At 75.3% G+C, this 21,992-nt stretch carries 19 protein-coding genes and 1 pseudogene; 11 read left to right on the top strand and 9 right to left on the bottom strand.

The window, feature by feature from the left end; translation table 11 throughout:
• The first annotated feature begins 266 nt into the window (after positions 1-266).
• The 7 genes from ACFVYI_RS11430 (at position 267) to ACFVYI_RS11400 (ending at position 6,707) form a co-directional block, all read left to right on the top strand.
• Positions 267-1,034, top strand: a complete 768-nt coding sequence (locus tag ACFVYI_RS11430; protein ID WP_387883589.1) for a hypothetical protein — start codon at positions 267-269, stop codon at positions 1,032-1,034.
• A gap of 152 nt (positions 1,035-1,186) precedes the next feature.
• Positions 1,187-1,897, top strand: a complete 711-nt coding sequence (locus ACFVYI_RS11425) for an ArsR/SmtB family transcription factor (RefSeq protein WP_387883586.1) — start codon at positions 1,187-1,189, stop codon at positions 1,895-1,897.
• Entirely contained in the window at positions 1,894-3,324 is a 1,431-nt protein-coding gene (locus ACFVYI_RS11420; RefSeq protein ID WP_387883584.1) for an MFS transporter, read from the top strand. Before ACFVYI_RS11425 ends, ACFVYI_RS11420 begins: the two co-directional genes overlap by 4 nt.
• Positions 3,311-3,859, top strand: a complete 549-nt coding sequence (locus tag ACFVYI_RS11415) for an Imm21 family immunity protein (protein ID WP_387883581.1) — start codon at positions 3,311-3,313, stop codon at positions 3,857-3,859. Before ACFVYI_RS11420 ends, ACFVYI_RS11415 begins: the two co-directional genes overlap by 14 nt.
• Positions 3,860-4,014: 155 nt before the next feature.
• Entirely contained in the window at positions 4,015-5,001 is a 987-nt protein-coding gene (locus ACFVYI_RS11410; RefSeq protein ID WP_387883579.1) for a hypothetical protein, read from the top strand.
• A gap of 19 nt (positions 5,002-5,020) precedes the next feature.
• Positions 5,021-5,845, top strand: a complete 825-nt coding sequence (locus ACFVYI_RS11405; RefSeq protein WP_387883576.1) for a hypothetical protein — start codon at positions 5,021-5,023, stop codon at positions 5,843-5,845.
• A complete protein-coding gene (locus ACFVYI_RS11400) occupies positions 5,823-6,707 on the top strand; it encodes an inositol monophosphatase family protein (RefSeq protein WP_387883573.1) in 885 nt (294 codons plus the stop codon). Before ACFVYI_RS11405 ends, ACFVYI_RS11400 begins: the two co-directional genes overlap by 23 nt.
• Before the next feature lie 30 nt (positions 6,708-6,737).
• Here the strand turns inward: ACFVYI_RS11400 and ACFVYI_RS11395 are convergent, their stop codons facing one another.
• Positions 6,738-8,030, bottom strand: a complete 1,293-nt coding sequence (locus ACFVYI_RS11395) for an SLC13 family permease (protein WP_387883571.1) — start codon at positions 8,028-8,030, stop codon at positions 6,738-6,740.
• Between ACFVYI_RS11395 and ACFVYI_RS11390 the strand changes: the two genes are divergently transcribed.
• Positions 8,029-13,932 (top strand): TIR domain-containing protein, encoded by a 5,904-nt coding sequence (locus tag ACFVYI_RS11390; RefSeq protein ID WP_387883569.1) that lies wholly within the window; start codon positions 8,029-8,031, stop codon positions 13,930-13,932. The genes ACFVYI_RS11395 and ACFVYI_RS11390 overlap by 2 nt on opposite strands.
• A gap of 49 nt (positions 13,933-13,981) precedes the next feature.
• Here ACFVYI_RS11390 and ACFVYI_RS11385 read toward each other — a convergent pair.
• The 3 genes and pseudogenes from ACFVYI_RS11385 to ACFVYI_RS11375 form a co-directional block, all read right to left on the bottom strand.
• A pseudogene (locus ACFVYI_RS11385) lies at positions 13,982-14,505 on the bottom strand (DUF6629 family protein).
• Positions 14,505-14,654: a DUF6629 family protein gene (locus tag ACFVYI_RS11380; protein ID WP_387883567.1), complete on the bottom strand. Its 150-nt coding sequence runs from the start codon at positions 14,652-14,654 to the stop codon at positions 14,505-14,507. Before ACFVYI_RS11380 ends, ACFVYI_RS11385 begins: the two are co-directional and overlap by 1 nt.
• 30 nt (positions 14,655-14,684) lie before the next feature.
• Positions 14,685-15,704 (bottom strand): DMT family transporter, encoded by a 1,020-nt coding sequence (locus tag ACFVYI_RS11375; RefSeq protein ID WP_387883564.1) that lies wholly within the window; start codon positions 15,702-15,704, stop codon positions 14,685-14,687.
• 372 nt (positions 15,705-16,076) lie between these two features.
• Here ACFVYI_RS11375 and ACFVYI_RS11370 point away from each other — a divergent pair, with 372 nt between their 5' ends.
• The gene (locus tag ACFVYI_RS11370; RefSeq protein ID WP_387883562.1) at positions 16,077-16,340 is read left to right on the top strand and encodes a dsRBD fold-containing protein; all 264 of its coding nucleotides are present in this window, start codon (positions 16,077-16,079) and stop codon (positions 16,338-16,340) included.
• 66 nt (positions 16,341-16,406) lie between these two features.
• Here the strand turns inward: ACFVYI_RS11370 and ACFVYI_RS11365 are convergent, their stop codons facing one another.
• The gene (locus ACFVYI_RS11365) at positions 16,407-17,318 is read right to left on the bottom strand and encodes an alpha/beta fold hydrolase (protein WP_387883559.1); all 912 of its coding nucleotides are present in this window, start codon (positions 17,316-17,318) and stop codon (positions 16,407-16,409) included.
• Between the two features lie 119 nt (positions 17,319-17,437).
• On the opposite strand from ACFVYI_RS11365, the gene ACFVYI_RS11360 reads away from it, so the two are divergent.
• Positions 17,438-17,872: a MarR family winged helix-turn-helix transcriptional regulator gene (locus ACFVYI_RS11360; protein WP_387883691.1), complete on the top strand. Its 435-nt coding sequence runs from the start codon at positions 17,438-17,440 to the stop codon at positions 17,870-17,872.
• Positions 17,873-17,955: 83 nt separating this feature from the next.
• Here the strand turns inward: ACFVYI_RS11360 and ACFVYI_RS11355 are convergent, their stop codons facing one another.
• Complete coding sequence (locus ACFVYI_RS11355; RefSeq protein WP_387883557.1) at positions 17,956-18,279, bottom strand: hypothetical protein; 324 nt, start codon at positions 18,277-18,279, stop codon at positions 17,956-17,958.
• Positions 18,280-18,447: 168 nt separating this feature from the next.
• Positions 18,448-19,374 (bottom strand): AEC family transporter, encoded by a 927-nt coding sequence (locus ACFVYI_RS11350; RefSeq protein ID WP_387883556.1) that lies wholly within the window; start codon positions 19,372-19,374, stop codon positions 18,448-18,450.
• 136 nt (positions 19,375-19,510) lie between these two features.
• Here ACFVYI_RS11350 and ACFVYI_RS11345 point away from each other — a divergent pair, with 136 nt between their 5' ends.
• Positions 19,511-19,969, top strand: a complete 459-nt coding sequence (locus tag ACFVYI_RS11345) for an HD domain-containing protein (RefSeq protein ID WP_387883554.1) — start codon at positions 19,511-19,513, stop codon at positions 19,967-19,969.
• A 281-nt stretch (positions 19,970-20,250) separates the two neighbouring features.
• On the opposite strand, the gene ACFVYI_RS11340 is transcribed toward ACFVYI_RS11345, so the two are convergent.
• Together ACFVYI_RS11340 and ACFVYI_RS11335 are read right to left on the bottom strand one after the other, a co-directional pair.
• Complete coding sequence (locus ACFVYI_RS11340) at positions 20,251-20,625, bottom strand: transglycosylase SLT domain-containing protein (RefSeq protein WP_360638928.1); 375 nt, start codon at positions 20,623-20,625, stop codon at positions 20,251-20,253.
• Positions 20,626-21,120: 495 nt separating this feature from the next.
• The gene (locus ACFVYI_RS11335; RefSeq protein ID WP_387883552.1) at positions 21,121-21,915 is read right to left on the bottom strand and encodes an NAD(P)H-dependent oxidoreductase; all 795 of its coding nucleotides are present in this window, start codon (positions 21,913-21,915) and stop codon (positions 21,121-21,123) included.
• Positions 21,916-21,992 lie beyond the last annotated feature (77 nt).

The raw sequence follows: 21,992 nt of genomic DNA, 5'->3' as shown, positions 1-21,992 counted from the left end.
GACCATCGGGCCGGGCGGGCGAGAGCGGGCGCCGGACCCCGTGGACCCGGCTCAGGCCGGTCCGGTGCCGGTGGCGGGGACCCCCGTCGGTCGGCGGGTTCGTTTCCGGTCGGTCGGCGGGGTACTGTGCCCGGTTCGTGCCCAGGAGCCGGATTGTCACCCGTGCGGCCGGGGCGCAGGCTTGGCGGAAGGGGCCCGGATCGCGGCCCACTCCGGTCCGCCGCGCGGCTGGCGGCGGTGATCGGTGAGGTACGAGGGGCAGGGCGATGGCACGCGGGAAGCTCTGGGGCTACGTCGCGTCGGGCGCCCGGGCGCTCGGCGGGTTCGGTGCGTTCGGCGGTACGGGCGGGAGTGGCCGGGGTGGGGGTCCCGGCGGGGGTGTGAACGGTACGGACGAGGTGGCGGGGTTCGGCCCCGCCGGCGGGCCCGGGCGCCCGCGACCCGGTGTGATGGCCGGACCGCGCGAACTCACCCGCCCGGAACTGGAGCGGGTGCACTGGACGGACCGGGCGGAGGGCTGCGGTCCGCGGGCGCCGCACGTCCAGGTGGCCGACGTGGTTCAGCGGGTGCTGCGCGGCGGCGGCCGGGCGGGACAGGTGGCGGTCCGAATACCGGTCGGTCTGCCGGTGGTGGTCGCGGACGCCCGGCGGCTGGAGTCGGCACTGGCCGGGCTGATCGATCATGCGATCCGGCGCAGCCCGTGGGGAGCCAGGGTGCTGGTGCGCGCGGACGTGACGGATGCCCCGCAGGGGCCGGCGGGTGCGGCGGGGTCGGGTGCGGCGGGGTCGGGTGCGAGGGGTTCGAGTGCGGGGCCGGGCGGGATCCGGGCCCGGGTGGAGCTCCGGGTGGTGGACCGCGGGCAGAGCGAGCTGCCGGAGGCGCGCCAGTGGCTGTTGTCCGGCCTGCGCCCCGCCGGTGCGGCCGGCCCGGCGGTGGACGGCCTGGTCCGCGCGGCCGGCGGGCGCCTGGCGGTGGAGCAGACCCCGGGTGGTGGGCTCACCGTGGTCCTGGTCCTGGCGGTCGCCCGCGAGTGAGACCGGGGGTGCGGGTGAGACCGGGGGCTGTGCGCACGAGGCCGGGGCGGCGGACCCGTCGGACCGGGCGGACCGGGCGGCCCGGGTGAACCGCAAAGACTTCTTCGCAAAAACCCTTTGCGAAGAAGTCTTTGCGGTTCTAGTCTGCTGCCATGACCGAAGAAGAGCGGTGGCCGCACAGTCCCGACCCGCAGCGTGACGTCGTGCTCGACGCCAAGGGCCTGCGGGCCCTGGCCCACCCCGTCCGCGTGCAACTGATCGGGCTGCTGCGCCGGGGCGGGCCCTCCACCGCGACGCGGCTGGCCGAGCAGATGGGGCTGACGTCGGGCGCGACCAGCTACCACCTGCGCCAGTTGGCGGCCGCCGGGTTCGTCGCGGAGGACACCGAGCGCGGCAACGCCCGCGAGCGGTGGTGGCGGGCGGTCCACCAGCTCACCGTGTGGTCGGACATGGAGCTGGCGGACGAACAGCCGGAGGCGGCCCTCGGTTACCTGCGGTCCATCGTCGCCGCGCACACGCTGCTCGCCCAGCGTGCGCTGAACGGGTACGAGACCATGCCGCGAGCCTGGCGCCACGCCCTCGACCTCAGCGACATGGCGGTCCTGCTCACCCCCGAGGAGGCCCGCAGCATGACGGAGGAGCTGGCCGCCGTCGTCGGCCGCTACCGGCAGTTCGACGCGGAGGGTGCCCCGGCCGGTGCCGAGCGGGTGGCGGTGGTCGTCCAGGTGCTCCCCGAGCCCGCCGCGACCGCCGACCAGGACGACGCCGCGCAGGACGACGCCGCGCCGGGGGGCGCTGCTCCGGACGGCGCGGAGCAGGCCGGGGCGGCGGACGGGCCCGGGGGGCCGGGGGTGCGGTCATGACGGCGCCGACCGCCGCCGAGGCGGCCCCCGCCCCGCGCAGCCTCCGGCCACTGGTCGGTGTGCTGTCGGCGATGGCCGTCTCGCTCACCGGCACCCGGGTCTCGGCCATCGCCCTGCCCTGGTTCGTCCTCGCCACCACCGGCAGCGCCACCATGACGGGCGTGGTCGCCTTCGTCGAGATGGCGCCGTACGTGCTGGTCAAGGCGCTCACGGGGCCGGTCGTCGACCGGCTGGGCCCGCGCGTCGTCTCCTGGACGACGGACACGGTGAGCGCCGTCGCGGCGGGCCTGGTACCGCTGCTGCACGGTGTGGGCCTGCTGCCGTTCTGGCTGCTGCTGGTGTTGGTCGCGACGGTCGGCGCGGTGCGCGGCCCGGGGGACTTGGCCAAGGAGGTGATGGTCCCCGAGGCGGCCGACCACGCCCGGGTACCGCTGGAGCGCGCCACCGGGCTCTCGGGTGTCACCGAGCGACTGGCCTCGACGGTCGGCCCGTCGGTGGGCGGCGGGCTGATCGCGCTGCTGGGCCCGATGGCCGGCCTGACGGTGAACGCGGTCGCCTTCGGGCTGGGCGCGCTGGTCGTGCTGTTCGCGCTGCCCCGGGGCATGGGCCGAGGCGTGCTGTCGCGGCACTCCGAGCAGTCCGTACGGTCCGTGAAGGGCGCCGAGCGGGAGGAGCCGGCCGGCTACTGGCAGATGTTCCGGGAGGGCTTCACCTTCCTGCGCGGCGAGCCGTTGCTGCTCACCGTGATCGTCATGATCGCGGTGACCAACCTGCTGGATGCGGGCTTCCTGACGGTCCTGGTGCCGCTCTGGGCACAGGAGTCCGGCGGTGGCCCGGCCGCCATCGGGCTGACCGGCAGTGCCTGGGGGATCGCGGCGGTGGCGGGGAGCCTGATCGCGGCGGCCGTCGCCCACCGGCTCCCGCGCCGGGCGGTCTTCTTCGCGGGCTTCCTGCTCTGCGGGGCGCCGAGGTTCCTGGTCCTCGCCCTGGACGCGCCGATCGGTGTGGTGCTCGCGGTCTTCGCGGTGGGCGGCTTCGGATCCGGCTTCCTCAACCCGATCCTCGGGGCGGTGACCTTCGAGCGGGTGCCCCGCCACCTGCTGGGCCGCGTCGGTGCCCTCGGTGACTCCATGGCCTGGGCGGGCATCCCCCTCGGGGGTCTCCTCGCCGGTGCGGCGGTGGCCCTCTCCGGCCTGATACCCGTGCTCCTGGTGGGCGGCGGCCTGTACTTCGCCACCACCTCGCTGGCGGCCCTGCGTCCGGAGTGGCGCGAGATGGACCGCCTGCGCGGTCGCGGTCCGGCGGCCGACCCTCGTGAGCCCGTACGGTCGTCGGAGTCGGCGCAGGCGCCATCGAGTGTCGAGGAGCCGAGTGCCGGGGTGGACCGTCACCCCCTGTCGGTAGGGTCCGCGCATGGTGGTGGATGAGGCTTCCGGAGCGGTCAGGTGGGTGGAGTCCCAGGGCGGCCCGCTGGTCGTCGTCCCCGAGGCGGTGCTCGCGGCCTGGTCGGGATCGGCGGGCGGCGACGAGTCCGTGGCTGACTACGACAGGGCCTGTGCCGTCGAGGGCTTGACCGGAGTCCTTCCGGTCGGGCCGAGCGAGGCGCTGGTCCTGGCGGACGAGCCGGCGTCCACGGCCTGGCTCCGGGAGCAGGGCGTGTTCGTGCGCTGGTCGGCGGCGGAGTCCGAGGAGGCCCTGCTCGGCAGTGCCGATGCGGCGCTGCTCGCCGCCGCCTGGGAGCCGGAGGTGATCTGGCAGGTGCCGGGGTCGGTGGTGCTGTTCGACGCGTCGTGGACGGGAGAAGAGTGCCGCCAGGAGGAGCATCTGCGGATCGACCTGGTGGCCGGGCGGTACGCGGTCCGGGCGGCCTATGTGGAGCCCGATGCGCGGACCTGGCTCACCCTGGTCCGGCTGCGCCGCCTCCCCGTCCATGCCGGGGCCGACGGTGACGCCCAGTCGTGACTCGCGGTCGTGACGCCGGGGAAGTGGTGGTTCGCGCCGTTCGGGCGGGGTCAACGTCTCGGGCGTGCGCCCTCCGTGCTCGAAGGGCGCCCTCCGTGCGCCGTTCGGACGTCTAACTGCCTGGTCGTCAACTGTGCTGCGGACCTACCATGTTGGTGGTCGAAGGACGGGGGTACGGGGTGGCGAACGGGGGCTCGGGGCCCGGGCGGCGACTGGAGGGCGCGATCGCCTGGGCGTTCAGGAACTCGGACGGCGTCGTCGCGTTCTGCGGGGCGCTGACCGTCGGATTGCTCGACCTGTTCGGGGGAGGGCTCGGGGAGAACGTCGTCTCCGGTGCCACGCTGCTGGTGCTGGCCGCGGTGGTGTACGGGTCGCTGGCCGAGCGCAAGCGCCGGATCGCCGACATCCGGGAGGCCACGGCCGGTGCGAGGCAGGCGCTGGACAGTCTGGCCTCGGTGCGCGAGCTGGCCGGTGTGGATCTCGAACGGGCCCTGGAAGGGGCCCGGCAGGACACCGACCGGTGGGTGTTCAAGGGCGGTACCGGTACCTACCTGCGGGCCGTGACCCTGCCCGAGTGCGTACGCGAGGCGCGGCGTCGGCGCCGTTCGCTCACCGTCAAGATCGATATCGTGCACCCGGGTGACGAACGGGCCTGTGCCGCCTACTCACGGTTCCGCGAGACCTTCGGAAGCCGGCAGGACACCGTCGCGCAGGACGCCTGGAGTGTCGAGCGCACCCGCAAGGAGTCGTACGCCACCGTGCTGGCCGCCTCGTGGTACCGGCAGCGGCTCGACACCCTGGAGATCGACGTCCACCTGTCGTCCGTCGTCCCGACGCTGCGCTTCGACCTCTCCGCGTCGTGCCTGATCATCACCCAGGACGACCCCCGGCGGGTCAGCCTCTACATCGAGCGCGGGCGCCCGCTCTACGACTACTACGTCACCGAGCTGCACCACTACCGGGAGCAGGCGCTCAAGCTCGACCTGCGGGACACGGAGCCGCTCGGCGAGGACCCCACCGTCGACGAGGCGAGGCGGCTCTTCGAGCAGCTCCGCATCCCCTTGCCCGCGGCCTTCTCGGACCGCGACGTCGGCGACATCATCGACAGGGCGCTGCACGCGGAGAACCCCTACCGCAGGTAGCCGCCGGAGGAGGGAGACGATGGACCTCTTCACGAGACTCGACCGGGCCACCGGGTGGGCCGCGGCCTCGCCCGCACCGGATGAGCCGAACAGGCCGGATGAGCCGAGTAGGCCGGATGAGCCGAGTAGGCCGGGCGGGCCGAACAGGCAGGGCGGGCCGGAAGAACCCGGTCGGCCGGAGGAACGCGTCGGCCCGGAGGAACCGGTCGGTCCGGAGGAGCCGGCCGGGCTCGACGGGCTGGTCGTCGGGATCCTGGCGGAGATCGCCTCGGGCACGAGGCCCCTGCGCGCGGTGGCCCACCCGCTCGGCTTCTACTGCCTGCCCGTCCTGCGCGAGGGCGAGTGCGGGGTCTGCGTGCACGTGTTCGGGCCGGTCGCGCAGGATCCTCGCCGGTCGGCGAACCCGCCGGAGATCCACTGCCACAGCTGGGAGTTGAAGAGCCGTGTGCTGTACGGGCGGGTCGGCAACCTGAAGGCCCGGGTGCTCGACCAGCCGCGGCGGCCGACGCACCGCGCGTTCGAGGTGCACAGCCGCGCGGGCACGGACGAGATCCGGCCGACCTCGCGGTTGGTGCGCTGGGAGCCGGTCGGCGAACAGCGCAGCGCGCGCGGCGAGACGTACACCCTGGCGGCCGGGGAGTTCCACGCGACGCTCCTCGCCGGAGCCGCGCCGGCGGCCACCGTGGTGCTGGGGCGGTCCGTACCCGGGTCGGTGGATGTCGTACTGGGGCCCGTCGACGGGCCCGCCCGCCGGGTGGTGCGCCGGTTGTGCGATGCCGCCCAGACGGCTCGGATCGCCGGAGAGGCAGCGAGGAGGATCAGTGGACCCGATCAGGCCGCGTGACGGCGCCCCCGCGTTCGCGTTCGAGTGCCGCGTCGCGGTGAAGGCCGCCGAGGAGGCGGGGGCGCTGCTGCGGTCCCGCTTCCAGGACGCCTTCGGGGTCTGCCCGAAGGGTGAGGACGGTGACGTGGTCACCGAACTCGACCTGCTGGCCGAGGCCCTGGTGACCAGACGGCTCGCGGAGTGCTTCCCCGGCGACCGGATCGTCGCCGAGGAGGGCGGCGTGACGGACGGGCGGTCGGGCGGCCCGGCGTCGGGCCGCACCTGGCTGGTGGATCCGCTCGACGGCAGCAACAACGTGGTGATCGGGCTGCCGGCCTACGTGGTGGGCATCGCGCTCTGCGTGGACGACGAGCCGGTCGTGGGAGTCGTGCACGACCCGGTGCTCGGCCGGACGTGGTGGGCGATCGCCGGCGCCGGTGCCTTCGGTCCGCAGGGGCGGTTGTGCGACACGGCCGGTGCGGCCCGCTCGGCGGGTGCGGTCGCCGGGGCCGGCCCGGTGCTCGCGTGGACCCAGGGGCACGGCGTCGCGGCCGGTGACCGGGTGCTCCGGGCGCTGAAGGCGGAGCTGGAGTCCGGATCCCGACGGCTGTTGCAGCTGTGGGCGCCGCTCCTCGCCTGGTCGATGCTGGCCAGGGGGGACATCGACGGCTTCGTCGGTTACCTGCCGGAGGAGATCGACCTGCCGGCCGGGTGCCTGCTCGCGGCGGAGGCGGGCGTGGTGATCCGCCGGTTGGACGGCGGCCGGTTCAGCCGGCGGATCGGGCAACCCGACACCGCGCGGAGCTTCGTCGCGGGGCGGCCGGGGGTGATGCCGTACCTGCTGGACCTGGTGGCCAGGGCCTCGTCAGCGGCGAGCGGCTGACGAGGGGGCGCGAGGTCCGCCACCTTGCCGTCACGCCGTCAAGACGAGCGCCGCGGTGGCCAGCGCGACGCCGCCGACGGCCAGCACGGCGCTGGTCGCGGCGACGCTGCGCAGCGGCACCCGAAGGCCGGCCGACCGGCACCGCTCGTACCAGAGCAGGGTGGCCAGCGAGGCCCAGGGCGTCACGAGGGGGCCGATGTTGGTGCCGATCAGCAGGGCGAGCAGCTGCTGGTGGTTGGCGGCCGGCACGGCGGCCTCACCGGCCAGGTAGACGGGCAGGTTGTTGAGCAGGTTCGACAGGCCCCCGCCCACCGCCGAGGCCCGGAACATCCCGAGCACCCCGCCGTCCGTCCCGATCGCCGCGGCGAGCACCCGGTGCAGCCCGTGGGCGTCGACGGTCTGCACCACCAGGAACATCCCCGGCACCATCACCAGCAACCGCCACGGCACCAGCGAGGTCCGCAGCGCCTCGGGCCGCCGTACGGCGAACGCCACCACCGCCACCAGGGCAGCCGCTCCCGAGGCGACCCAGAGCGGGAGGTCGGCCAGCAGGCTCGCGAGCAGGAACCCGGCGCAGGTCAGCGCGCAGATCCTGAACAGCACCCGGTCCGCCGGGCGGTGGGCCGGCGGCGGCCGGTAGTCGACCGCGCCGCGCCGGCCGCGCCGCCAGTAGAACCCCCAGAGGCAGGCCATGGTGACCAGGCCGGCGGCCAGCTGGGGCGCCCACATGACCCGGGCCAGTCCGGCCGGGGAGAGGGCGACCCGCTCGGCGGCCAGCAGGTTGGTCAGGTTCGACACCGGCAGCAGCAGGCTCGCGGTGTTGGCCAGCCAGACTGTGGTCATGGCCAGCGGGAGGGGGGCGATGCCCACCCGCGAGGCGAGGGCCAGCATCACCGGGGTGAGCAGCACGGCGGTGGTGTCCAGGTTGAGGGTGATCGTGGTGACGGAGGCCAGCGCCACGCAGAGCAGGAACAGCGCCGGGTAGCTGCCCCGGGCGGTCCGGGCCACACCTGCCGCCAGGACGTCGAACACCTCGGCTGCGCTGGTGAGCTCGGCGAGCACGATGACCGTGCCGAGGAAGGCGAGCAGGGGTGCGATCCGGGAGACCGCGGCCTCGGCGGAGGCTGTCGGGAGCAGTCCGGTGGCGAGGAAGAGCAACCCGCACGCGAGTAGCAGCGCAGCCACCCAGTCCAGTGGATGCAGCCGCTTGACGGTGGGCCAGTAGGCAAGCACGGTGGTCAGGGTCGCATACGAGCGGTGGTTGGTCGAGTGTCCGACCGAACCGGGGTCGGACACCGCCGATCGGCCATAAGCTTGCTCCATGGGGGCATTTGACGTGAACCCGGGCGGCCCCGGGCCGATCGACTTCTTCATCAGCTACTCGCCGGCCGACGAACGGTGGGCGGCCTGGATCGCCTGGACCTTGGAGGACGCGGGCTACCGGGCCTTCCTGCAGGCGTGGGACTTCGTCCCGGGGACCAACTTCGTCGACTTCATGGACCGGGGCGTCACCGAGTCCGCCGCCGTCATCGCGCTGCTCTCGAGCAACTACGAGCGCTCGCGGTACGGGCGGATGGAGTGGCAGGCGGCCCTGCGCGCCGATCCGGACGCTCCGGACCGCCGGCTGCTGACCGTCCGGATCGAGGACATCCCGGTGGACGGCCTGCTCGCCACCCTGACCTACATCGACCTGGTGGGCGTCACCGAGCCCGCGCGGGCCCGGCAGCTGCTGCTCACCAGGGTCGGCCAGGCGATGGACGGCCGGGCCCGGCCGGAGCTGCGGCCGGGTTATCCGGGCGGCGTCGCGGCCGGTCCGTCCGCCGTCCGGGCGCGGGACGACCAAGCCCCGGCGCAGGAACACGCGCAGGCACAGGCGCAGGCACAGCTGCTGGGGCCGGTCGGCGGGACGGGGCGGTCCGGCCGGCGCAGGCCCTCCGTGCAGCCCGACTACCCGCCGGCGGCCGGCCGCGCGGGCGGGCGCGAGTCGGTCACGGTGCTGCACCTGGCGGGCCCGTCCTTCGGCCGTGGCAACGATCCCGTGGACCTCCAGGCCGCCGTCTGGGGGGACTTGGTCGAGCTCGCCGACGCCGGCGCCCCGGCGCCCGAACTGGTCGTCGTCACCGGGGACCTGACCGCCTCCGGCAGCCCCCGCGAGTGCGAGCAGGCACTCGCCTTCCTGACCGGCATGCGCGCCCTGCTCGGACTGGAACCGCACCGGGTGGCGATCGTCCCCGGCGGCCGGGACGTCAGCCAGGCGGCCTCCCGCGCCTACTTCGCCACCTGCGAGGCGGACGAACTGCGGCCCACCCCGCCGTACTGGCCCAAGTGGCGGCACTACGCCCGGCTGTTCCAGGAGTTCTACCAGGGGCTGGACGTGGTCTTCGACAGCGACCAGCCCTGGACGCTCTTCCCCGTCCCCGAGCTCGGGACGGTCGTCGCCGGCCTGAACTCCTCGATGGCCCACAGCCATCGGGCCGACGACCGGTACGGCTGGCTCGGCCCCGAGCAGGCCGCCTGGTTCGCCCAGGCGCTGCGCCCGTACGAGAACGACGGTTGGCTGCGGATCGGGGGAGTCCGGCACCCGGTCACCGCCCGGCCGGCGGGCGCCCGGTCGGCCCGGGCGGGCCAGGACGCCGAGCCGCTCCGGGACGTCGACCGCTTCGCCCGGCTGACCGCACCCCGGCTGCATCTGCTGATGCACGGCCCGGCCGACAGCCGCACGCCGCTCCAGGCCCTGCCCACCTCCGCCGGCGAGCTGAGCGTCGTCGGCGCCGCCGCGCCCGGCGCGCACCAGCTGTTGCAGCTCACCCGTGAGGGCCTCACCCACTGGGCCGGACCGGGCACCGGGCCCCGGCGGACGGCGGCCGCCTGGCGGCGGGCCCACCGGGCCTTCCCGCCGCCGCCCGAGGCGGCCGCCGACCCCGCGCTCCCGTCGTCGGCGGACACCGCCCCGCCGCCCGCCGCGGCCGAGCGGGAGACCCGGGAGCTGCCGTCCCCGCTCGACACCCTGCTGGCCAGGGTCGCCGAGGTCTGCCGGACGCGGCACCAGGGCGCCCAGATCCGTTCCGTCGCCGGATCGCCGCCCCAGCTCTTCGTCACCTGGAGCGAGTCGGGGTTCGTCCGGCAGTTGCGGGTAGCGGCCTGTGCGCACACGCCCACCGCCGAGGACGTCGACCGCTTCGTCGACGAGGTGCACGCCACCGGTACCGCCCCGGACGCCGAACTCGTCCACGACGGCCCGCCGCCACCGCGCGAGTTGCGGGACCGGGCCCGGCGGCGCGGCGTCCGGCTGCGCAGCTTCATCGAGTTCCAGGGCCTGCTGGACCTCCGCGACCACGTCACGGCGCAGACCGCGCGGCTGGCCGCCGACGGCCAGTACCAGCCGGGCCTCTACCTGCCGCAGCGCTACCGGGACGCCGAGCGCCCCGGTGGGGAGGAACGCGAGGGCCTGGTCGACGAGATGCTCCGGCTGCTGGACTCCGACCACGGCCGGTTCCTGCTGCTGCTGGGCGACTTCGGGCACGGGAAGACCTTCGCCCTGCGCGAGCTGGCCCGCCGCATCCCCGCCGAACTCCCGCACCTGACGCCGCTGTTCATCGATCTCAGTGCACTGGACAAGGCGCACTCCTTCGACGGTCTGGTGGCGGCGCACCTGACGGCCCACGGTGTCGACACCCTCGACCTCCGGGCCTTCCGCTACATGCTCCGGCAGGGGCGCGTGGTCCTCCTGTTCGACGGCTTCGACGAGTTGCTGAACCGCGTCAGCTACGAGCGCGCCGCCGACCACCTCCAGGTGCTGCTGGACGCCGCCGTGGACAGCGCCAAGATCGTGGTGAGCAGCCGCACCCAGCACTTCAGCTCCCAGGAGCAGGTGCTCACCGCGCTCGGCGAGCGGGTCGGCCTGCTCCCGCAGCGGCGGCTGATCGCCGTCCAGGACTTCACCACCGGCCAGATCCGCGGCTACCTGGCCAACCGCTACGGCGACGAGGCCGCGGCCGAGCGCCGGATGCGGCTGCTGGAGGCCATCCCCGATCTGCTCGCGCTCTGCCGCAACCCCCGGTTGCTGAGCTTCGTCGCCGACCTCGACCACGACCGGTTGCGGGCCGTCGCCGGAGCCGGCCGGGCGCTCAGTGCCGCCGGTCTCTACCAGGAGGTCTTCACCGCCTGGCTGGAGTTCGAGGAGCGGCGCGGTCAGGGCGGCCCGGGCGCCGCGCCGGGCCTCGGCCTGGACCAGCTCTGGGAGGCCGTCACCGCGCTCGCGGTGCGGCTGTGGGAGAGCAGCCGCACCGCCGTCGCGTACGACGAGCTGCTGGACCTCTCCGGTGTGCTGACCGGCCTGGCCGGGAGCCGCCTGCCCGCGCCGCAGGTCGCGCACGCGGTGGGATCGGGCAGTCTGCTCGTCCGGTCCGACGAGGGCGTGTTCCAGTTCATCCACGGCTCCGTGGTCGAATGGCTGGTCGCCCGGGCGGCGGCGGCCTCGCTCGGGCGGGGGGATGCGGAGCTGCTCTCCCGGCGCCCGCTCAGCCGGCTGGCGGTCGAGTTCCTCTGCGACCTCGCCGACCACCAGGCCTGCCAGGAGTGGGCCCAGGGCGTCCTGGACGGGGCCGCCGACGCGGACGCGACCGCGCGGATCAACGCCGTCAAGGTACTGGCCCGGCTGCGGGTGCCCGCCCACACCGACCTGCGCGGCGCCGTGCTGGCCGGCGAGGACCTCTCCCACCGGGACCTCTCCGGTGTCGACCTCGGCCAGGCCGACCTCACCGACGCCCGGCTGCTAGGTGCCAACCTGGCCGGCGCCTCGCTGCGCGGCGCCCGGCTCGCCGGTGCCCGTCTCGACGCGGCGGACCTCTCCGGCGCCGACCTCTCCGGAGCGGACCTGCGGGGCGCCCGGCTGGTCGGGACGGATCTGCGCGGCGCCCGGCTGCGGGGCAGCCGCTGGCAGCGGGCCGCCCTGATCTCCGCCGTCACCGACGACGAGGTGCTGGCCGCCCCCGAACTGCGCGCGGCGGCGATCGCCCCCGGCCTGCCCGTCGAGGCCGGCTTCCGGCCCTCGGAGGTCGGCGTGCCGTACGGCTTCGACGTGCGGACGACCCGGCTGCCCGAGCCGGTCGCCTTCAGCGCCGACGGCCAGCTGCTCGCGGTGGGCAGCGCCGACGGCAGCGTGCTGGTCTGCGACGCGGTCACCGGGGTCGCCCTGCGCACCCTCAAGGACCACATCGGCCGGGTCTACGCGGTGAAGTTCGCCGGGACGGTGCTGGCCACCGGCAGCGCCGACGGCACGGTCCGGCTCTGGGACCAGGTCTCCGGGGAGTGCCTGCACCGGCTCGACGTCCACCCGGGCGGTGTCTGGCCGGTGTCGCTGGGGCCGGCGGGCGCGCTGCTCGCCACCGGCGACGCCGAGGGGACGGTCACCCTCTGGGACACCGCCACGGGCGAGCCGCTGCGCCGGCTGACCGGGCACGCCGCACCCGTCTACACGACCGGGTTCAGCCCGGACGGCGCTCTGCTGGTCACCGGTGACCGGGCCGGTGGCGTGCGCCTGTGGGACACCGCGACCGGGCGCCGGGTCGCCGAACTCCCGGGGCACCGGGGGTCCGTGTTCCGGGCCCGGTTCAGCCCGGACGGGACGCTGCTGGCCACCGGCGACGCGGGCGCGGACGCCGCGGGGGGTGCCGGCCCGGACGCCCCGGGCGGGGCCGTCCGGCTCTGGGACGTCGCGGCGCGACGGCTGCTCCACACCTTCGACGGGCACGGCGGCCGGGTCTACACGCTCGCCTTCCACCCCGACGGGGACCTGCTCGCCAGTGGCGACACGGCGGGCCAGATCCGGCTCTGGAACCCGCTCGACGGCACGGCGGCCGGCCGGCTGGAGGGCTGCACCGGCGCGGTGTACCAGGTCGCCTTCGACGCCGACGGCGGCCGGCTCGCCGCCGGGGACAGCGACGGCGTGGTCCGGGTCTGGCGGGTCGGGTCGGCCGCCCGCGGCGGGCGCGAGGTGACGGCCCTGCGCCGCCAGCCCCCCGAGCACCGGGGCTCGGTCTGGGCCTGCCGGTTCCGCCCCGGCACCGGACCGGCCGGGGCGGAGGCGGACCCGCTGCTGGTGACCGGCGGCAACGACGGCGCCGTCCGGCTCTGGGACCCTGCCTCCGGGCGCAGCCGCCAACTGCTGCGCGGCCACGGGCGCCGGATCGGCTCGCTCTCCTTCAGCGGGGACGCCACCGTGCTGGCGGCCGGCGGCAACGACGGCGTGGTCCGGCTCTGGGAGCCCGCCACGGGCCGGCGGATCAGGGAGCTCTCGGGCCGCAGCAGCCGGCTGGTCTCGGCGGAGTTCAGCCCGCAGGGGCCGGTCCTGGCCACCGCCAGCAACGACGGCGACCTCTACCTGTGGAACGCGCTGACCGGTGAGTACCTGCGGGAGATGGACGTCGAGACGGAGCACGTCTGGGCGGAGGCGTTCAGCGCGGACGGCGTCTTCGTGGCCACCGCCAACGATGACGACACCGTCCGCATCTGGTACCGCAGCACCGGCGCGCACGTCGCCACCCTGCGGGAGCACCGGGGCCGGGTCCGCTCGATAGCGTTCAGCGCGGACGGGCGCCGGCTGGCCACCGGCTGCGACGACAGCACGGTCCGGATCTGGGACATCGGCACCGGCCGGATCGAGGCCCGCCTCGACGGGCACCGCGACCGGGTGTACAGCGTCTCGTTCGCCCCCGACGGCTCCTGGCTGGCCAGCGCCTCCTGGGACGGCGACGCCGTGGTCTGGGCCGACGGTGGCATCGAGCACCGGCTGACCGGCCATGCCGGCCGGCTCTGGACGGCGGCCGTGCACCCCCGGCGGGCGCTGTTCGCCACGGCGGGGGACGACCGGGTGGTCCGGCTCTGGGACCCTCGCACCGGCCAGGACCTCGGCCGGCTGCGCGGGCACACCGGCCGGATCCTGGCGGTGACCTTCAGCCCGGACGGCTCGCTGCTGGCCGGCGGCGGCGAGGACGGCACGGTGCGGCTGTGGGACGTCCCCGCCACCGGTGCGCCCACGGCCCGCGCGACCCTGCTCGGGGCGCCCGACGGCTGGGCGGCGCTGCTGCCGTCCGGCGCCTACAAGTACGAGGGCGACGTCGTGGGCGAGTTCTGGCACGCGGTCGGGATGTGCCGCTTCGAGCCCGGCGAGCTCGACAACCGGCTCCCGGGCGTCCACCGGATGCCGCCGGAGGCGCTGCTGTGAGCCCGGGGCAGGTTGGGGCGGGGCGCGGCGGCGCGGTCGGGCCGGCGGGTCAGAGCGCTGCCGGTGGCCCCGGCGCGCGGCCGCCGGCCGGTGCCCCGTCCCGGGGCGGACGGGCGGTCCAATGCAGCAGGAGCAGGCTGGCCAGGGCGGCCAGGGCACACCAGGTCGAGACGAAGGCCAGCCGCCAGAGCAGCGCGCAGAGCAGCGCGCCCGCCCCGGTGAGCAGGCCGAGCCGGCGCAGCAGGCGGTCACCGCTGAGGAGCAGCGAGCCGACGGTCGCCACGAGGTAGCCGGTCAATAGGAGGGCCGGGTGGGGGATGCCGACGGCGTAGCCGAGGGTGTGGCCGTGCGCGGTGGCGGTCACCGGGCGGGTCGCGACGGCCACGGCGAGCGGGACGGCGACGAGCAGGCCGAGCAGGACGAAGGCCAGGAGCAGGCGCCGGCGGCCCGGACACCCACCGGGACCAGTACGGGCAGCAGCGGCAGCGCGATCACGGCCCAGGCGGTGCGGGCCCACCCGGCCGGCCCGGCGGGGAGGTCGCCCTCGGTGCCGAGCCAGACGGCGGCCTCGATCAGCTGGTGCGCGCCCAGGACGAGGGGCAGGGCCGCGAGCGGCAGCCGCTCTCGGGCCGTCCGGCGCGGTGGGTCCGGACCAGGCAGAGGACGCCGATGCCCGACACCACCCCGCCGGCGACGAGGTCCGCCTGCGCGCTCCAGCACATGGGCCGCCCGCCGTTCCGTCGTCGCGCCGGCTACCGGGAGCCGGCGCTGTCGGGGCCGCCGTCGGGGCCGTCGGGGTCGCCGGCCGGGTCGTCGCAGTCCGGGCCGCCGGAGTCGGAGTCGTCAGAGCCGTCCGCAGCGGGCCCGCCGGCCGCGCCGACCCGGTCGTCGGGGAGCCCGTCGGCGCTCGCCGCGACCTCACGGCCGCTGCCGGGCATGGCGGGATGACGCCCGATCACCACCACTCCGACGACGACGGCCACCAGCCCCGCCGCCTCCCAGGCCAGGGCGCCGGGGGTGACCCGCAGGCGGTCGCCGAGGAAGCCCACCGCGCAGACGATCCCGGTGATCGGCTGGGCCGCCGTCAGCGCGGGCAGGGACATCCGCAGCGGGGCCGCCTCGAACGCGCTCTGCACCAGCAGCAGTCCGACCACGCCCGCGGCCACCACGGCGTACGGCTGCCAGCTGCGCAGGACGGCGTCCAGCCCGTCGTGGTCGAGGCGCTGGGTCGTCGTGCGGGTGAGTGCGTCCTGGAGGCCGTAGAGCAGGCCCGCGGCCAGGGCGAGCAGGGTGGCCTCCTCGAACAGCGGCAGCCGGCGGGCCATGGAGACCAGCAGCAGCGTCAGCCCGACCACCGTGCCGACCACCAGCCAGTGCCGCAGCTCCCCGGCCGGTGCGCCGCCCCCGGTGGGGCGGCCGGCCACGATGAAGGCCGTCACGCCGAGCCCGAGCAGCAGGACTCCGGCCCAGCCGGACCGGCCGAGGCTCTGCCGGGTCAGCACCCGGGAGAGCGCCATCGCGAACAGCAGGTTGGTGGCGAGCAGCGGTTCGACCAGCGAGACCTCGCCCTGGTTGAGGGCGAGCGCGGAGAGGATCAGGCCGCCGACCATGAAGCCGGTGCCGAGCAGCCACTCGGGCATCCGCAGCAGGTCCAGCAGCAGCCGCCAGCGCAGCAGATCGGCACGCGGCGCACGCTGTGCCGCGTGCTGCTGGAGGACGAATCCGAGGCCCAGGCAGCAGGCGGCGCTCAGTGCGAGAAGGAAGACCACCACGAAGGGACCACCCGGACGTCGCTGCCCGCGCCGGACCGGCGGTCCGTGGTTCGACGGCGGTCGCGGCGCGCTCTCGCCAGCGTACCGCCGGGGCGTTGCCCCGACCGCCGGGGACGCGGGCCGCCCCGGGCCTTTCCAGTCCCGCGCCGTCGCGGTGCGGCCCGCGCCCGTTGCGCTGCGGCCCCGCGCCTGCCGCCGTCCGGCCCGCGCCCGTCGCGCTGCGGCCCCGGGCCTGCCGCCGTCCGGCCCCGCACCGGCCGCGCTTGCCGCCGTGGGCGCCGGGGGCGCACGCTGGTGTGAGCAAGCCGCCACGGGGTCCGCATCCGTGCCGGCCTGAGCAAGGGCGACGGGGGCAGCGCCAGGAGGTGTGGCATGCACAACCAGTGGGATGTGGAGCTGAGCTTCGAGGAAGACGGCGTGCACACGGGATGCGACGCGAGGCTGACCGGCGCCAGGGCGCCGGGCCTGAGCGCCCACGGCGAGGCGCTCAAGAGCGCGGAGGACCGTCCGCTCGCCCGGATCGGCGAGGAGGTCGCGGCCTCGCGCGCGCTGGAGGCGCTGTCCCGCAAGCTGCGGGCCCAGGCGACCGGAGAGATCGAGGACGAGGGCCACCGGCCGGGCTACCTGATCTACTGAGCCACCGTCCACCGTCCACCGTCCAGCGGCAACGGCCCGGCGGGGCCCGACCCGGCGCCGTGGAGGTCACGCCCCGCCGGAGAGGAAGGCCGTGAGGGGGCCGGTGAGTTCGGCGGGCCGGGCCGTGAGCAGGTTGTGGTGGGAGAGCCCGGGCAGGACGGCGACGGTGGCGTCGGGCAGGGCGCTGCGGGCCGCCGAGGCCACCCGCCCGGCGTCGTGGGCGCGGCTGCGCTCGGCCAGCAGGACCAGCGTCGGCGCACCGAGAGTGCGCAGCCGCAGTCGCGTCGGGCGCGGTCCGGTGACCACCCGGGAGGCCGGGAAGCCGGCGTGGCCGAGGGCGTGGACCTCGCGCCAGCCGGCGTCGAGGCCGCTGCCGCGGCTCTCCCAGTCCAGGTAGGAGCGGGCCCGGCCGGCCGTGCGGGGCGGCAGGAAGAGCGGCAGGGCGCGCAGCAGGTAGCCGGGCCGGAAGCCGGCGAAGCACTGGGTCGGATCGAGCAGGGCGAGCCGGCCGACCCGGGCCGGGGCGTGCAGGGCGTACTCCAGGGCGATCCACCCGCCGTACGAGTGGCCGCAGAAGTCGGCCTCGGGCACGTCGAGCCGGTCGAGCACCGCGTCCAGCCAGCCCAGCAGGCCGGGCACGCCGCCGAGCGGGTCGCCGTCGTGGCGGCTGCGCCCCGGGTCGCCGATCAGGTCGACGGCGAGGACGCGGTGCCCGGCCGCGGTGAGCGCCTCGACGGTGTCCAGCCAGCCCGTGGAGGTGGCGCCGCCGCCGTGGAGCAGGACCAGCGGCCGCCCGTCGCGGGGACCGCAGGCGTTGACCCGGGTGGTGCCGTGCGGCGTCCGGACGGTGAGCGGCTCGACGGGGACGGGCCAGCGGGCCAGCACGGCGTCGTAGGCGGCGAGGAACGCCCCGAGGGCGGCCCCGGCCGCGTCGGCGGTCGGAGTGCCCTGCGGGGAGCGTGAGCTGTGTGCCGACATCGTGCTGCCCTCCGACGGGTGGCAAAATGGCTCGCTGAACAATAATCTCGCTGAGCGAGAGAATAGTCCCACGAGACCCGGAGAGGAAGGACGACAGGGTGGACGAACCGGAGGAGCCGATGCGGCTGATCCATCTACTGCGCGGGCTGACCGTCGAACTCGACCTGTTCGGTTCGGAGTTCGCCGGCCGCCACGGCCTGCACCCGACCGACCTGCGGGCGCTGATCCACCTGCTGGACGCCGCCCGCGCCGGGGCGGTGGTCACACCGGGCCGCCTCGGTGAGGCGCTGCGGCTGAACTCGGCGGGCACCACCGGCCTGGTCGACCGCCTGGAGCGGCTCGGCCTGATCCGCCGTGAGCGCGACCCCGGGGACCGCCGCAAGGTCCGGCTGGTGGTCGAGGAGCGGGCGATGGACCTCGGGCAGGCCTTCTTCGGCGGGCTGATCGCCGATCTGGTGGCCGCCATGGGCCGGTTCGACGCGGCGGAGCTGGCGACGGCCCGGCGGTTCCTGCTGGCCATGACCGAGGTGGTGGCCACCGCCCGGGAGGAGTGACCGGGGTGCGGAGGCGAGTCGGTCGTCGTCCGGGGGGCCGGCGCGGGGCGACCGGGGGGAGCGCTTCGGGGGCTTCGGGGGGCTCAGAACCAGCTCTCTCCGTAGTGGTCCCCCGGGTGGCCCTCGCGGAGCAGGCAGATGTCGGGCTCCCTGATGTGGTCCGGCCCCTTCAGTCCGGCCTCGGCGGGGCAGCGCGGGGCCAACTCGACCGTGTACACGGGCCAGGAGGCCCAGTGCAGGTCGTTGCCGACGCCCTGGACCAGGGCGGAGTGGGTGCTCGCGTGCCCGGCGACGAGCTCGCACCGCAGGTGCTGCTCCATCATGAAGGCGGCGTGCGGGAGGTTGTTGAAGTGCTCCACATCTGTCTGCGGGAGCGTGACGACGGCGGGACACTGACGCTTGACCATGGGTGGACGGTTGGCGTGAGTCATGCTCGCCAGCATTGCACCGCGCCGTTCGGGTGGCGATGTTTTCCGCCCGGTCGCACGCGTCTCGTACAGGTCGGGAGGGTTTGTGTCGGATCTGCACCCGGCCGGGCCGCCCGGACCGGGCCCGCGCCGGTCGGGCGGGCCGGCTCAGGCGGGGCCCAGTGTCCAGGTGACGAGGGACAGCGTCGCCATCGAGACCAGGGTGGAGCAGAGCATCGAGTCCCGCGCGAGCGCGGTGCCGTGCCCGTACTGGCCGGCGTAGACGAACACGTTCTGGGCGGTCGGGAGGGCGGAGAACAGCACGACGGTGAGCAGTTGATGGGGTGGCAGGTGGAGCAGGCCGGCCCCGACGGCGAACGCCGCCAGCGGCTGTATCAGCGTCTTGAGCACGACCGTCACCCCGACCTCCGCGTACCGGGCGGTGCCGGTGGCGGCCGGGCGGCCGTGCAGCGACATGCCGAGCGCCACCAGGGCGGTCGGCACGCCCGCGCCGCCGAGCAGTTCGCAGGACCTGGCCAGTTCGGCGGGCGGGTGCCAGCCGGTGGCGGAGACCACGGCGCCGAGCGCGACCGCCAGCAGGATGGGGTTGCGCACCGGCAGGGTGAGCGCGGCCCGGCGGCCCGCGTCACCGGTGTCCAGCACGGTCAGCACGATCGGTGTGACCAGCAGGGTCTGGAACAGCACCACCGGCCCGACGAAGGAGGCGTCGCCGAGCACCTGCAGGGCCACCGGGATGCCGAGGTTGGCGGAGTTGACGTACCCGGAGGCCATGCCGCCGATCGTTCCCTCGGCGAGCCCCCGGCCGAAGATCCGGTGGGCGGCCAGCAGGCCGAGGCCGGCGGCGAGCGCCGTCCCGGCGGCGAAGGCCAGCATCGACGGGTTGGCGAACCGGTTCAGCGGAGTCCGGGCGATCATCAGGAACAGCGCTGCGGGCATGGCCAGGTGGAAGCTGAACCGGCTCAGGACCGACCCGGCCTGCGGCCCGAGCAGTCCGCTGCGGCCGACGAGGTACCCGGCCCCGATGAGGGCCCAGATCGGGGCGAATCCGGAGAGCAGCGGGTGCAGGCTGGGCATGGGTCCTCGGGGTGGTCCGGGGTGTCCGGTGGGCGGGCCGCGCCGGGGGTCTCCCGGCACCGCCGCAGTCAACCAGACGCCCGCCCGGCCGGGTCGGGCGGGCGTCCCGCGCGGGCCCGCGGCCTACCATGGCCCGGTGGAGAACCTGAGCCTGGCCGAGGTGGAGCAGATCGCGCGGCGCGCCCACGAGGGGCAGGTCGACAAGAACGGCCACCCCTACAGCGAGCACCTCGCCGCGGTGGCGCACGGTGCGGCGGAGCGCGGCGGCGGCGAGGAGCAGATCGCGGCGGGCTGGCTGCACGACGCGATCGAGGACGACGTGCTGACCCGCGAGTGGCTCGCGGCCGCCGCGCTGTCCGACCGCACCAAGGCGATCGTCGACGCCCTCACCAAGCGCCCGGGCGAGCCCCCGGAGGAGTACGCGGCCCGCATCCTGGCGACCCCCGGTGCCCTCCTGGTCAAGCGGGCCGACCTCGCCCACAACTCCAGTCCGGCCCGGCTGGCCACCCTGGACGCCCCGACGGCCGAGCGGCTGGCCGCCAAGTACCGCCGGATGCGCGCGCTGCTCGGCCTGGAGGGACCGGACGGCGCCTGACGCCCGGGCGGCGCCTGATGCCCGGGTGGTCGGGCGCCGGGTGGTGGCCGGAGTTCCGGACACGTCCGAGGGCCCGCGGTCCGGGTCGGCCCGGAAACGGGCGAGAGGGCCCGTGCACGCGGATCGCGCGTGCACGGGCCCTCTCGGTCACCCCGGTGATCCCTGTCCGATCCCCGGGGTGAGGGGGGACAGTGGTCTGGCTGCGGCAGCCGGAGCCCCGGCGGCGCACCGGCCGGTCGGCCCGGTGGCGCGGCGCGTCAGGAGTCCGGTGAACTCGCGGCTTAGTACCAGTGGTGGGTCTGCCAGAACGACCAGGCGGCGTTCGGGCTGCCGTAGCGGGTGTTCATGTAGTCCAGCGCCCACTTGATCTGGGTCTTCGGGTTGGTCTTCCAGTCCGCACCGGCGGAGGCCATCTTCGAGCCCGGCAGGGCCTGGGCCAGGCCGTACGCGCCCGAGCTGGGGTTGGTCGCGGTCACGTTCCAGCTGGACTCGTGGCTGATGATCTGGTTGAACGAGGCGAGCTGGCCGGCCGGCACGATCTGGGCGGCGATGGCCTGCGGGGAGACGGTCGCGGCCGAGGCGGTGGCGGGCACCAGGCCGGCGCCCAGGGCGGTCAGACCGGCGGCGCCGGCAAGAAGAGCAGCAGAAGTGCGCATACGGAGCTTGAAAGCGGGCATGAAGGAGAAGACCTCAATCGGGTTGGGCCGGTGTCACGCCCCGCCTCGACCGTTGGCCGGACAGGGGCCGAAGCGGTCGCGGGGCGTGACTCGGCAGTAAGCCGCGTCCGGCGGGACAGGTGCCGGTGCGGCTGACGACTGAGCCATTGTTGCCAGACCGGATCGGCCGTCGCCAAGACCCCCTGACTACGATCCATCGTCGTAGCAGGGGGCTGTGCCGTGGATTCGAAGGGGCTGCCGCGGCTGCCTCCGGTGTGCCCGCCGACCTCGGCAAATGCCTGCCGCAGGCGGCGTGCCGGGTCGGTCTCCCGGGGACCACTACCGCCCGTCGTGGCGGTCGTTCGTGTGTGAGCGCACTCACCGGCGGCCCGTCCGGGCCCGTCACGGACCGGTCGGCGGGCGCCACTACGCGTACAGACGATCTGAGAGCGGCGCCACACCGCACGGGTCGGACCGGGCCGGCGGCCCGCGTGCTCAGCCGCGCGGACGGACGTGGAGGTCCGGCCCGGCCGTCCCCGGGGCCTCCACGCCCGGCAGCAGCCGCATGTCGCGGCCGTAGTCGCCCCCGACGAGCGACCGGAACGGGACGGGCTCGTCCGTGAAGAGCCCGTCGAGCCGCCGGCCGTACTCCCGCTTCGCCGCCGCGAACGGCTCCTCGGGCAGGTCGTTCGCGCCGAACACCGCGAACGGCTCCAGCGGTGCCATGCCGGTGAACCAGAACAGGCCGTGCTGCACCGGGTGGAGGACGTCCGCCAGCCGCCCGTGGATGCCGCGGTCCAGGAGCGAGGTCTCCCGGGCACCCGCCGTCACCGACAGCAGGGCGCGCCGGCCCGCCAGGACGCTGCCCTCGCCGTAGGGGGGAGGGACGGCCGGGCCGTAGCCGAACCCGGCGGTGAAGACCCGGTCGATCCAGCCCTTCAGGATCGCGGGCACCGAGAACCACCAGAGCGGGAACTGCAGGATCACGGCGTCCGACCAGAGCACCTTCTCCTGCTCCGCCGCGATGTCCGGCGACAGCCGCCCCGCCAGCGTGGCCCGCTCCGAGGCGCCCATCACGTGCAGCCGCTCGTCCGGACCGTGCTCCGGGAAGTCGTCGGCGTCGAGCGCGGCCTTCCACTTCATCGCGTAGAGGTCGGACTGCCGGACCTCGTGCCCCGCGCCGCGCAGGCGCTCGACCGCGAAGGTGGTGAGGGCGGCATTGAGGGAGCGGGCCTCGGGGTGGGCGCTGACGACGAGGATCTTCTTGGACTGCGGCGTGGCTTCGGTCATGTCGTACACGTTCTCCCGGGCGCGGCCGGGCAGCCAGAACCCTGGTCGACCGGAGGACCGGTGGTCCTGGTACTGGC

The organism is Kitasatospora sp. NPDC058218, from assembly GCF_042882445.1.
Classification (GTDB): Bacteria; Actinomycetota; Actinomycetes; order Streptomycetales; family Streptomycetaceae; genus Kitasatospora.
This window is presented reverse-complemented; position numbering and strand designations above follow the sequence as displayed.

Bases quoted from the DNA above. Each gene is read 5' to 3' on its own strand.
- ACFVYI_RS11425 (WP_387883586.1), top strand. From the start codon at position 1,187: ATGACCGAAGAAGAGCGGTGGCCGCACAGTCCCGACCCGCAGCGTGAC.
- ACFVYI_RS11350 (WP_387883556.1), bottom strand. From the start codon at position 19,374: ATGCCCAGCCTGCACCCGCTGCTCTCCGGATTCGCCCCGATCTGGGCC.
- ACFVYI_RS11335 (WP_387883552.1), bottom strand. From the start codon at position 21,915: ATGACCGAAGCCACGCCGCAGTCCAAGAAGATCCTCGTCGTCAGCGCC.
- ACFVYI_RS11420 (WP_387883584.1), top strand. From the start codon at position 1,894: ATGACGGCGCCGACCGCCGCCGAGGCGGCCCCCGCCCCGCGCAGCCTC.
- ACFVYI_RS11415 (WP_387883581.1), top strand. From the start codon at position 3,311: ATGGTGGTGGATGAGGCTTCCGGAGCGGTCAGGTGGGTGGAGTCCCAG.
- ACFVYI_RS11395 (WP_387883571.1), bottom strand. From the start codon at position 8,030: ATGGAGCAAGCTTATGGCCGATCGGCGGTGTCCGACCCCGGTTCGGTC.
- ACFVYI_RS11430 (WP_387883589.1), top strand. From the start codon at position 267: ATGGCACGCGGGAAGCTCTGGGGCTACGTCGCGTCGGGCGCCCGGGCG.
- ACFVYI_RS11405 (WP_387883576.1), top strand. From the start codon at position 5,021: ATGGACCTCTTCACGAGACTCGACCGGGCCACCGGGTGGGCCGCGGCC.
- ACFVYI_RS11380 (WP_387883567.1), bottom strand. From the start codon at position 14,654: ATGTGCTGGAGCGCGCAGGCGGACCTCGTCGCCGGCGGGGTGGTGTCG.
- ACFVYI_RS11340 (WP_360638928.1), bottom strand. From the start codon at position 20,625: ATGCGCACTTCTGCTGCTCTTCTTGCCGGCGCCGCCGGTCTGACCGCC.
- ACFVYI_RS11360 (WP_387883691.1), top strand. From the start codon at position 17,438: ATGCGGCTGATCCATCTACTGCGCGGGCTGACCGTCGAACTCGACCTG.
- ACFVYI_RS11370 (WP_387883562.1), top strand. From the start codon at position 16,077: ATGCACAACCAGTGGGATGTGGAGCTGAGCTTCGAGGAAGACGGCGTG.
- ACFVYI_RS11355 (WP_387883557.1), bottom strand. From the start codon at position 18,279: ATGGTCAAGCGTCAGTGTCCCGCCGTCGTCACGCTCCCGCAGACAGAT.
- ACFVYI_RS11390 (WP_387883569.1), top strand. From the start codon at position 8,029: ATGGGGGCATTTGACGTGAACCCGGGCGGCCCCGGGCCGATCGACTTC.
- ACFVYI_RS11365 (WP_387883559.1), bottom strand. From the start codon at position 17,318: ATGTCGGCACACAGCTCACGCTCCCCGCAGGGCACTCCGACCGCCGAC.